The following is a 10,430-nucleotide window of genomic DNA, read 5'->3' as shown; positions in this document are numbered from 1 at the left end:
TCCGTGCGGCACCGATGCGATGGACGAGCCAGGTACCGAGCACGGCGAATGCCACCGTGGAAAACTGGACTAGGCCGGTGACCGTGCCGACGAACGCATAGTCGAAGGCAAGATCTTTCCGCATGTCGGGGATGATCTGAGAAAAAAGGCTGAGGCCGAAGCCGTAACACGTGCCAACGCAGGCGATCATGACGGCTACGAGAACGTTACCCGGGATACGCACGTTAGTCATGATGATCGGCCTCTGTTGGCAACCGGGTTCACGCTCCCGCTCGACGCGATGATCATCTAGCATGGGCAGCCGGCGGACTGTCGGGTCTGCGACGATGGGAGGGAGGTCGTGGGTCGGCATCGAATAATTGATCCCAGTCGCGCAGATCTGCTTGACCCCAAAAAATGCCATTCATTGCAACTTGCGCACCTGACCAAACGTGCCGCACGCGTTCGAAAGGTTCATCTCGCCGCCATGCTTGCAACGAGATCGCTGAACCTTAGAATGATTGACTTATTTGAGCCTAGGCTGCCGGCTCCGTGATGTCCATTCGTGTCGAGATTTCACCCAACTTTGCATTTCATCGCGACCCTGCGGAGACGCCGATATCGCAAATTCGTCAATGCGTTCTCAGCCACTGAATGGATCAGCCTCAAATGCAAGTCTAAGTCAAAGCGTTGTGAAACTGAACCACCTCTGGCGCCTTGCAGCGGTTCAGGGCATCCTATGATGGCTGAAAATTGTGTTTATGGCAGTTGGAGGAAGGCCGATGCGCTGCTTTACCGTGCTTGGACCCTCGCAGACCGGAAAATCGACAGTCGTGGAAAAACTCGGCTCCCTGGAGGGGACGCCGAGAAAATCCAGCTCCCCTTATGGATTGAACCTCACAGAATTCACCTTCGGAAACGAGGCGTGGTGTGCACTGGATGCGCCAGGCCCCAACGAAGCGTTGGCGCATGCGCAGCACGCACTTCTTGCCAGCGACGCCTGCATACTGTGCGTTTCATCGGCACCCGCGCAGGCTGTGCTCGCCGCGCCCTATCTGCGGATAATCGAAGCCTCGGGGACGCCTTGCATCCTCTTCGTCAACCGGATGGACGAGCCGATAGGGCGGTTGAGGGACGTGATCGCCGCGCTTCAAGACTACGCCAACCACATCCTTTTGCTTCGCCAGATCCCGATCCGCGAGGGGGACAGGATCATTGGCAGTTGCGATCTGATTTCGGAACGGGCGTGGCGATACCGGGAAGGCCAGACGTCGGCGCTGATCGCAATCCCCGAAAGCACTGCCGAACGCGAGCACGAGGCGCGCACCGAGCTCCTGGAACAACTGTGCGAATTTGATGACTGGCTTCTCGAGGAACTGATCGAGGACCACGAGCCATCCAGTGATGCGCTCTATGCCATTTCATCACGGGTTCTCAGGGAAAACAGAATTATCCCGGTCCTGATCGGTGCTGCAAGTCACGGCAACGGCATGACGAGGCTGATGAAGGCGCTGCGCCACGAGGCGCCGCCGGTAGGGGTTCTTCGGCAGCGTCTCGCTCATATGGGAACTGTCGATGAAGGCAAGCTGGTGGCCGTAAGCTTCCATGCCTATCATCGCCAGAATGTCGGCAAGACGGTGCTCGTGCGCGCACTTGGCGAGGGACTGCGGCAAGGCGCATCACTGGGCGGCTCCAGCCTCGGCGCCGTACAAAATCTCGCAAACGGGCGGTCCAATTCGGCGGTTCTGCCTGCGCCGGGGGATGTCTTCGCGACGGTCAAGTCCGACCACCTGCCCGTCCCTTCGCTGTTGACCTCCGGCGCGGTGGTCGCCCCGCCTGAGTGGACGGAACCACCCACGCCGATGCTTGAAAGGATCCTAATTCCGGGCAGCGAGCGCGATGAAAACAAACTTTCCGCAACGCTGGCGAAACTTTCCGAGACGGATCGCGGTCTGAAAGTCTTGCAGGAGGAAGGCACGGGCGCTCAACTCGTCCGCGCCCAAGGGCCGATGCATCTGCGTGATCTCTGCCGAACGCTGTCCGATGTCTTTCATATCTCCGTGACCGACCGAACGCCCAGCCCAATCTACCGCGAGACGATCACGAAACCATCGGAGGTTCATTACCGCCATCGCAAACAGACCGGCGGTGCCGGGCAATTCGCGGATGTGAAGTTGAGCATTCACCCCAACGAGCGCGGCCAGGGCTTCACCTTTGGCGAAACCATCAAGGGCGGCGCCGTCCCGCGCAATTACATCCCCGCCGTCGAAGCGGGCGCGCGCGAAGCGATGGAGAAAGGACCGCTGGGCTTCGAAGTCATCGATGTCGGCGTAACGCTGTTAGATGGTCAGCACCATACCGTCGACAGTTCGGAGCACGCCTTCCGGACTGCGTCGAAAATGGGGGTGCGACAGGCGCTTTCCGAAGGATCGACCGTCTTGATGCAGCCGGTCTTCCGCAGCGAGTTCCACATCCCGTCGGTCTATTCAGGCAGCCTTGTCCAGATCGTCGCCGCTCTCAATGGTCAGGTTCTCGGCTTCGACCGTGATGAAACCGCCAAGGGATGGGACATCTTCCGGGCGCTCGTTCCGGGCGGCGCACATAACGATCTGGCGCGGGCGCTGCGCTCGGCGACGCAGGGCATTGGTTATTTTTCCAAGACCTTCGATCACTTCGAGGAACTATACGGCAAGGAAGCGGACGCCATTGTGAGGGCAAACGAGAAACCACGCACCGCACACTGAAACGTTCGCGCCACTTCATGCTCGTTCACAGAGCCGGGCTCACGCCCGCCCGTATGCAATAGCCGCGCGGTCTGCGGCGTAGGCGAAAGAGATCCAGCAACTTTGCACCTATGGGCGATGCAGACATTCGTTCCATGGCTACGTACGAGCCGACATGGAATTCGGTTATAACAAGATCGGGCCGGTCTTGTTCGGCTCGTACCTCAGGATCGCGTTGCTGGTGAACTCGCTACCGTAGCATGGATTTGCACTACATTGCACCGGGCAAACCGATTCAGAACGCCTTCATGGAGGGTTTTCCTTGGTGTAGAACCATTGGTCGATCTCGCCGTCGAAATAGAGGTCGGCGGTCTTCTTTGCCTCAAGCGGCCCTGGACATGGCGTTTGATCAAAAGTCACGAGGATAAAGCGCCCAATCGTTCCATCGGACGCGTCTGATGTCGACGGACGCGGAACGAATGAGTCCCTGTCGCTCGTGGCTTTCGGAATTTACATGGCGCCCATGCTCTTCATGGCCTTGTCCATGTGCATGCTGCACGACTTCATCTTGTGCGCCTTCATTGAGGACTCGGCCATCATCATCTCGCTCATGGCCGACTTCTTCATCTTCATGTCGGTCATGCCATCGATCTTCTTGTGCAGGGACATCATCGAGGCGTCGTCACACTTGGACATCGCCATTGTGGCCGAATGGGCGGGAAGAGTCGCAGCCGTCATTAGAACTGCGGCGGCAAGGGCTGACTTGAACATGGTATTCTCCTTTGCGGTGCGGTTAATTCTGCATATAGAAAGCAATGAGGTAACCGTTCATGAGAAATAAACGCAATACAAAATATTAATCCATCGATATAATAGTAACAAAAGAAAAATGGCTTTTTTACAGCCTTAATTTTCCCGGATTTATAAACCGAAGTCCAAATACACGGGCATAATCACGATTAGAATCGCTTTTCTTTTCCTGGTACATATTTCTAATTAGGGTGGATTTTGCATAAGTCAGTCTTCAGTCGGTCGTCGCCGATAGGATTGTCCCTCCATGATCGCCTTGAACGAGGATGGCGGTCTTCAATCGGCCGGGTTCCGGCGCGAACCGGTAGGAAGTTGGTTGGCCATTCCAACCGCCAAGACGCACGAGATCATGAACGACGTGGATATGCGGCAACGTTGTGCCGCTGTTTTCACCGCGCGCCACAGGGACCTCGACGAGATTGGGATCGTAGCGGACAAGCCAGATGTCAGCCTCTGACTTCGGGGAAGGGCCGCTGCCCACCGAAACCTCATTCTTGCCGAGAGATAGCGATGGAGACGTCAGTGGCATTGCGCCCGAAATCAGTCGATTGATTTCGGATAATTCGTTTCCAACAGTCGTTGTTGTCCCGTTGACAACCACCTGCGGCGTGTAGGATCCGGATTGGCGAAGGCGGGGCTCATAATCGGCCTGGCGATCCGTGAATTCTCGTTTTCCAAAACTGTCTTTCCATCCGAGATAGTCCCAATAAGTCACTGCAAAGCTCAAGGTGAGGACATCCTCGCGGTGGCTCAACTTTATCAGGTTGGCGTTTGCCGGCGGACAAGACGAGCAGCCTTGGCTGGTAAATAGTTCCACCACCGTCGGCGCGCGATTGGCGGCGGTCGCCAGATCTGCAAAGCCGGCGACTGACGGTAGCGCAAGGCCTGCAATGAAAATCGATTTGAGCTGCTTCATTTCTCTGCTCCCTAGTGCTTCTCTACGCACACTCGAAAGGGTCTACGCAGCAAGATCGAGATTCGTTACATGCTCGCGATTTCGTGATCGAGTGGTTGCGTTCTGTGGGACAGGCCGGGCCGTTGGTGGTTTGCATTGGACGTTGAGGTCCACAACGATACGTGCTCATCAGCAGCCAATGGCCAGGCCCCCAAAAGAGGAGGCCAGCAATTCGCTTCCTCGCTGTAATGCCGGAGAAACTTGGCACCTCCCGCGCCCGCAGTGCCTTTCGGCGTGGAAAATTGGCTCTGACTCACATTTGGTGATTTAGATGGCGAACTGCCGACATCGATCAACGGGCGGATCCAGAGGGAAGGGGATCCCGCGATCGAAGGCACAGACCGTTTGCCACAACGTCGCGTGAAAAACCCGATCCACAGGCCGGCGGTTCGATCCTCCTCAAGGCGAGCATCGCTCACTTTCGCAATGGCGCCCAATCGGAAATAGAAGATCAGCTCGCTGAACGTCGGCCTCGCGCCTTCATCTCGGTCATAGAGGCAGCCGTCGCTCCTGCCTGAAAGCAGACGTGGTCATGGGAGCGGCGTCACGTCGCTTGTGCGCCAGAAGCGGTCACAAGTGCCGAGGCTATTTCTCTTCTAGTTTTCTCGTTCTATGGAAAGGTTCAGAGTGTTCAGCTTAGGCGGAAAAAGAAATTGACCAGCGAAGAAGCCAACTCCGAAAAAGACACCGATGCGCTAGCGCTTGCGGAAAAACTTCGTGTCACGCTCGGCAGATTCGTTCGCGGCCTGAAGACGCAAGCAAATACACCGACAACCTCGCAGTCGGAAACGCTGTCGCTTCTGGATCGGGCGGGGTCGCTCAGTGTCGCCGAACTCGCAGGCCGCCGCAACGTCAGGCATCAGAGCATGCGACTGGTTACCGCTCAGTTGGAATCTGATGGACTGATCAGCAAGACACCAAATCCAGCGGACGGGCGCAGCCAGCTTCTTTCAATCACCGAGAAGGGAAAGGAGGTACTATCCCGCGCCCGCGAAGCCCGAACGTCGCAGATTGCCAACTTGATCGAGGAACGCCTGTCCGGCAAGGACAGACGAACGCTCGAAGCCGCAATCCGTGTTATCGAACGGCTGTGCTAGCTCTTCGCATCAAGCTTGGACAATGCAGCGAGCACGTTGGGCAAGGTGTTCACGCCCCAATGCTCAGCATATTTGCCGTCCTGAACTCGCACAATATCTATAACGCTAATGGAAACGTCCCGTCCCGTCGCCGGAACGCCCAGCAAAGTACCGGTGTGAACTCCGCTTATCGTCTTTCGAGTTGTGACCTTATCTCCCTCGGCGATCTGGTCATGGATCGTTACCTCCAGGTTCGATAGAGCCGGACGAAGAATATTCTGGAAGGTGTGCCACATGCTTTCCGGGCCGTTCGGCATTCCCTGCGGCGCGGCGTGATTCACAAAGTGGGGAGCCATCAAGGCATGAAATTCTGTTTCGCTCCCATTTTGAATGACCTCGATGTTGAAGCGGCGAACCACCTCTTTGCGGTCGGTAGACATGATTGATCCTTCGCACAAACGACAACATTATATACAGTGCATCTGTATATAATGTTGTGGTAGACGTTCCGCGATCCTGTAGCAAGTCATACCTGCTACAGGTGTCCACTCTGGGCGCAAAGCGGAAATGATTTCCGCTTTGCGCCTCATATCGGCCGTAGAAGTCGATCTTGACCTTGCCCGGAAGCAGACATCTGCTGTGACCGCGCTGTACGTGACGCCGCGACGCGCCTCCGAGCGCATCTCAGCAACGCCGTCAAAGGTTGTGGGTTGTGAAATGTTTACAGCTTTGCGCATCCCTCGCTTTCGTGCTCTAGATGAGTCAGCCGAGCGTGGCCACCGGCCCTGTCACCGAGGCTATGTTTGCCACCAGCCTCGTTTCGTGGCGGCCTTCTCCCAGCCGGATTCTGGCCGCGTGCTTGGAACTAATGGCGGGCGAGACTGTTTCAGACTGTAACTTTGGCATAACGCAGACGTGCCCTCCTGGCTGGGTAAGCCTCGATTTTGAGGACACTCGCATCATGAAGATTTCGTCCAGATTTCGTTCAGTCGCGGCTGCGGTTATCGCTGCAGCAGGAATCAGCTTTGCCGGCTCCGCGCATGCCGACGGCGGTACGATCAGCTTCTCGGTCTACAAGGCTGCCTTCTTTGTGGGTGGTTCTGGAGGCGAGGGTATGCTGACCTTCCATGGTCGCCGCTATCCCGTCTCTGTCGGCGGCATCTCGGGCGGCCTCGCCTTCGGGGCTTCTAAGACCTATTTTCATGGTACCGTTCGCCATATTCGCCGCGCCCGAGATGTGACGGGGGTCTACGGTGCGGCGGGCGGTGGCGGCGCGCTCGGCAAAGGGGCCCAGGTGATCGTCATGACCAATGACAAGGGCGCCCAACTCGAACTCTCCGGCAAGCAGGTAGGCCTGCAAGTCAACGCCGATCTCAGCGGTATTGCCATCACGGTAAAGTAGGGGCTGTCGCTCCGTTCGTCGTCCCTTCAGTCGGCCCACTACGCTGAATACAAAGGTCGGCTTTCAGCGCTACGATCTAAAAAGCGGCCGTTCCACTGTCGGCCCCAACGCCGTCGTTGGTCAGGGCTTGAGGCACTCGAATAGGGTCCCCAGCCGTCTTCTAGACAGCTCTAAGCATCCTTGGGATCTGGAGAGCGTCACATGGTACTTGACGCGAAACCGCGCCAAGTAACTGCAAAGACGTCACTTTTTCTCTTGTGGGATCGCAACTATTAAACAGAAAGGGATAGGTCTAAAAATTGGCTGGGGAACCTGGACTCGAACCAAGATTAACGGAGTCAGAGTCCGTCGTTCTACCATTGAACTATTCCCCAGCAGTTGCCGCCGAAGCATGGCTTGGCTGCTGTGCGGCGCTTATAACCAAAAGCCGGTGGATTGCAAATACCCGTTCTGAAAAAAATCGGTGTTCCCTAAGAAAGGCGAAACTGCTCCAAATCGCGGTTCAAAAAAGAATTTGGCGATTTCTGCGGGCGCTGATATTCTTGCCGCAACGCAAAAATCAAATGAGCGCCTGCTGCATATCTCAGAACTTGCGCGGCGCGGTGGAAAAACAACGTGGAAGACCCCGAAGGCGGCGCAAAGCCGCAATTTGACGGGGCGTCGGCGGAAGGGCGCAAGGACGGCAAGAAGTCCAGGCGCCGCAAGGGCAAGCGTGGCGGGCATTCCCGCAGCGCGGCTCATCCCGCTTCGCATGAGCCTACCGGCGGTGCCGGACAGCCTGCGCGCCCGATGGAAGATGCGGCCGGCAATCCGGCCCGCAAGCGAAAGCGTCGCCGTCGTGGCGGCCATGGCGCGCCGCAGGACGGTTCCCCACATGCCCATCCGATGGAGCAGACCCAAGCGGTGGACAGTGCTGCTCGGTCCGAAGGCGAGCAGACGCCGAGCCGGCGCAACCGCCGCAAACATCGCGGCAAGCGCGGTCTTCAGGGCCGGCCGCTGACGTCGGCAAAACCATCAAGTGCCCCGCAACAGGAAAGCCGTGCGGATGAGACGCTGCGCATTGCAGTTCCGCGCGAAACACAGAACAGCACAGCCGCCAACCGCAAGGGCCGCCAGGATAGTCACGGCCATCCCGGGTTTCAGGGCGATCGCCAGGCCGGCGAACATGCATGGCCGGACGAACTCTACGCCGCTCTCGACCTTGGCACCAACAATTGCCGTCTGCTCATCGCCCAGCCGACCCGCCCGGGGCAATTCCGGGTGGTCGACGCGTTCTCTCGCATCGTACGCCTTGGCGAGGGCCTTGCGGCCAGCGGCCGTCTGTCCGACGAGGCGATGGAGAGGGCAGTCGAAGCGCTGAGGATCTGCGCCTCCAAACTCAGAAACCGCGAGATCCGCCGCATGCGGCTGATCGCCACCGAAGCCTGCCGCCAGGCGGTCAATGGTGAGGAGTTCCTCAGCCGCGTCGTTGCCGAAACCGGCCTCGCGCTGGAGATTATCGATCGCGAGACCGAGGCACGGCTGGCCGTCTCCGGCTGCTCTTCGCTGGTCGGGCGTGAGACACGCTCCGTCGTGCTCTTCGATATCGGCGGCGGCTCGTCGGAGATCGCCGTCATCCGCATCGGTGACAATCGTTTCAGCCGGTTGGCCAATCACATCACTCACTGGACCTCGCTGCCGGTCGGCGTCGTGACGTTGTCGGAGCGTCATGGCGGGCGCGACGTCACGCCGGAGGCCTTCGAAGGCATGGTCCGCGAAGTCGGCGGCATGCTCGAAGGTTTCGATTGCCCGGAGATCGAGGTTGCCCAGGCCGGCGACTTCCATCTGATCGGCACATCAGGCACGGTGACGACGCTTGCCGGCGTCCATCTCGACCTGCCGCGTTATGACCGGCGCAAGGTCGATGGCATCTGGCTGTCCGATGACGAGGTCTCCGCCATGCAGGCAAAACTGCTCTCCTGGAATTTCGAAAGCCGCGCCGCCAATCCCTGCATCGGGCCCGATCGGGCCGATCTGGTGCTTGCCGGCTGCGCAATCCTGGAGGCGATCCGCCGCCGCTGGCCGAGCCCGCGCATGCGCGTGGCCGATCGCGGCTTGAGGGAAGGCCTGCTCACCGACATGATGGCCGATGACGGCGTGTGGCGGCGTAATCGCAACCGCCGCGGCCAGCGGGCCAGATCCGGATGATTTCAGGCCGACCTGAAATCTGAATCCGGATATGAATCAAAGAGTTAGAGCATGATGTCATCCGAAAACCGCGCACACTTTTCGGCATCATGCTCTAGATAAGGAAAAGGCATGACCAAAGCACCGATCGCGGGAAACCGCACCGGCCGCAAGCTCGGCCAGCGCGTCAAGAACAAGAAGATGAAGGCCTCCTCGCGCCAATGGCTGCAGCGCCACATCAACGATCCCTATGTCCAGCGCGCCCAGCTGGAAGGCTATCGCGCCCGCGCCGCCTTCAAGCTTTTGGAGATCGACGAGAAGCACCATATCCTGCGCGGCGCCAAGCGCATCATCGATCTGGGTGCTGCACCCGGCAGCTGGTCGCAGATCGCTGCCAAGGTCACCGGCTCGACGGATGAGGATATCCGTGTGGCCGCGATCGATTTTCTCGAAATGGCCCAGCTGCCCGGCGTCAAGATCCTGCAGCTCGATTTCCTCGATCCGACGGCGCCGGAAAAGCTGCTGGAGGCGGTCGGCGGCACGCCAGATCTCGTCTTCTCCGATATGGCAGCACCGACCACCGGCCACCACCGCACCGACCATTTGCGCACCATGCATCTCTGCGAAGTCGCGGCCCAATTCGCCGTCGAGGTGCTGGGGGAGGGCGGACATTTCCTCACCAAGACCTTCCAGGGCGGCACCGAGCGTGAGCTGCTCGCCATGCTGAAGCAGAATTTCCGCCAGGTCGTCCATGTCAAGCCGAACGCATCGCGCGCCGAATCGGTCGAGATGTTCCTGCTCGCCAAGGGCTTCAAGGGACGCAAGGCCGAAGGTGACGCAGAGCAGGCTTGATCTTGGGCTGGTCTCGGCCGATGATGACGATCTCAAGAGCTGAGCTGCTGGTCCCATGCTTCTTTACGTCACGCTCGGAACCAACGATCTTTATCGCGCAGGACATTTTTATGATGCCGTGCTGCCTCTGCTCGGCTATCGCCGCCAGCATTATTCGGAAGAGGAAATCGGCTATTCCGCCGAGAGCGATACGCGCTGCCGCTTCTGGGTGGTGACGCCGTTCAATTGCCGCCGGGCGACGTCTGGCAATGGCGCCATGGTCGCCTTTGCAGCCGAACGCCGAGCCGATGTCGACGCCTTCCATGTGGCGGCGATGGCGGCAGGCGCCGTCGATGAAGGCGGGCCGGGCCTGCGCTCCTACCACGCCCATTTCTATGCCGCTTATGTGCGCGATCTCGACGGCAACAAGCTCTCTGCCGTCTGCGAAAACCCTGAATAGACGACAGCGCCGCGCGTCTTTTCAGGCG

Annotated in this window: 9 protein-coding genes, 1 tRNA gene and 1 pseudogene; 6 read left to right on the top strand and 5 right to left on the bottom strand. The window is 58.7% G+C overall.

All coding sequences use genetic code 11. The annotated features are described in order from the left end of the window. A pseudogene (locus tag HJB84_RS28810) lies at positions 1 to 232 on the bottom strand (MFS transporter); the annotation flags it as partial. Positions 233 to 761: 529 nt separating this feature from the next. On the opposite strand from HJB84_RS28810, the gene HJB84_RS28805 reads away from it, so the two are divergent. Beyond that, positions 762 to 2,723: an elongation factor G gene (locus HJB84_RS28805; RefSeq protein WP_207583051.1), complete on the top strand. Its 1,962-nt coding sequence runs from the start codon at positions 762 to 764 to the stop codon at positions 2,721 to 2,723. 489 nt (positions 2,724 to 3,212) lie between these two features. Here HJB84_RS28805 and HJB84_RS28800 read toward each other — a convergent pair whose 3' ends face one another. Further along, positions 3,213 to 3,473 carry a hypothetical protein gene (locus tag HJB84_RS28800; protein WP_207583052.1) on the bottom strand — a complete coding sequence of 87 codons (261 nt, stop codon included), beginning with the start codon at positions 3,471 to 3,473 and terminating at the stop codon, positions 3,213 to 3,215. A gap of 253 nt (positions 3,474 to 3,726) precedes the next feature. Beyond that, entirely contained in the window at positions 3,727 to 4,428 is a 702-nt protein-coding gene (locus HJB84_RS28795; RefSeq protein WP_221117588.1) for a thioredoxin family protein, read from the bottom strand. 692 nt (positions 4,429 to 5,120) lie between these two features. Between HJB84_RS28795 and HJB84_RS28790 the strand changes: the two genes are divergently transcribed. Beyond that, positions 5,121 to 5,564 (top strand): MarR family winged helix-turn-helix transcriptional regulator, encoded by a 444-nt coding sequence (locus tag HJB84_RS28790; protein ID WP_259669391.1) that lies wholly within the window; start codon positions 5,121 to 5,123, stop codon positions 5,562 to 5,564. On the opposite strand, the gene HJB84_RS28785 is transcribed toward HJB84_RS28790, so the two are convergent. Next, positions 5,561 to 5,983, bottom strand: a complete 423-nt coding sequence (locus tag HJB84_RS28785; protein ID WP_221117587.1) for an ester cyclase — start codon at positions 5,981 to 5,983, stop codon at positions 5,561 to 5,563. The genes HJB84_RS28790 and HJB84_RS28785 overlap by 4 nt on opposite strands. 521 nt (positions 5,984 to 6,504) lie before the next feature. On the opposite strand from HJB84_RS28785, the gene HJB84_RS28780 reads away from it, so the two are divergent. Further along, positions 6,505 to 6,945, top strand: a complete 441-nt coding sequence (locus tag HJB84_RS28780; RefSeq protein ID WP_221117586.1) for a hypothetical protein — start codon at positions 6,505 to 6,507, stop codon at positions 6,943 to 6,945. Between the two features lie 300 nt (positions 6,946 to 7,245). Here HJB84_RS28780 and HJB84_RS28775 read toward each other — a convergent pair. Further along, positions 7,246 to 7,319, bottom strand: a tRNA-Gln gene (locus HJB84_RS28775). A 241-nt stretch (positions 7,320 to 7,560) separates the two neighbouring features. Here HJB84_RS28775 and HJB84_RS28770 point away from each other — a divergent pair. The 3 genes from HJB84_RS28770 to HJB84_RS28760 all read left to right on the top strand — a co-directional run bounded on the left by HJB84_RS28770 (position 7,561) and on the right by HJB84_RS28760 (position 10,402). Then, positions 7,561 to 9,132, top strand: coding sequence for a Ppx/GppA phosphatase family protein (locus HJB84_RS28770; RefSeq protein ID WP_207583057.1), 1,572 nt, complete (start codon positions 7,561 to 7,563; stop codon positions 9,130 to 9,132). 111 nt (positions 9,133 to 9,243) lie between these two features. Continuing rightward, the gene (locus HJB84_RS28765; RefSeq protein WP_207583058.1) at positions 9,244 to 9,963 is read left to right on the top strand and encodes an RlmE family RNA methyltransferase; all 720 of its coding nucleotides are present in this window, start codon (positions 9,244 to 9,246) and stop codon (positions 9,961 to 9,963) included. 55 nt (positions 9,964 to 10,018) lie between these two features. Next, the gene (locus HJB84_RS28760; RefSeq protein ID WP_207583059.1) at positions 10,019 to 10,402 is read left to right on the top strand and encodes a VOC family protein; all 384 of its coding nucleotides are present in this window, start codon (positions 10,019 to 10,021) and stop codon (positions 10,400 to 10,402) included. Positions 10,403 to 10,430 lie beyond the last annotated feature (28 nt).

Origin of the sequence: Rhizobium sp. NZLR1b (assembly GCF_019685155.1) — a bacterium.
Taxonomy (GTDB): domain Bacteria; phylum Pseudomonadota; class Alphaproteobacteria; order Rhizobiales; family Rhizobiaceae; genus Rhizobium.
The sequence above is the reverse complement of the archived record's forward strand: the minus strand, read 5'-3'. Positions and strand labels throughout refer to the sequence as shown.

Excerpts from the sequence above, each read along its gene's own strand:
- HJB84_RS28795 (WP_221117588.1), bottom strand. The coding sequence starts at position 4,428 with ATGAAGCAGCTCAAATCGATTTTCATTGCAGGCCTTGCGCTACCGTCA.
- HJB84_RS28800 (WP_207583052.1), bottom strand. The coding sequence starts at position 3,473 with ATGTTCAAGTCAGCCCTTGCCGCCGCAGTTCTAATGACGGCTGCGACT.
- HJB84_RS28765 (WP_207583058.1), top strand. The coding sequence starts at position 9,244 with ATGACCAAAGCACCGATCGCGGGAAACCGCACCGGCCGCAAGCTCGGC.
- HJB84_RS28805 (WP_207583051.1), top strand. The coding sequence starts at position 762 with ATGCGCTGCTTTACCGTGCTTGGACCCTCGCAGACCGGAAAATCGACA.
- HJB84_RS28780 (WP_221117586.1), top strand. The coding sequence starts at position 6,505 with ATGAAGATTTCGTCCAGATTTCGTTCAGTCGCGGCTGCGGTTATCGCT.
- HJB84_RS28760 (WP_207583059.1), top strand. The coding sequence starts at position 10,019 with ATGCTTCTTTACGTCACGCTCGGAACCAACGATCTTTATCGCGCAGGA.
- HJB84_RS28785 (WP_221117587.1), bottom strand. The coding sequence starts at position 5,983 with ATGTCTACCGACCGCAAAGAGGTGGTTCGCCGCTTCAACATCGAGGTC.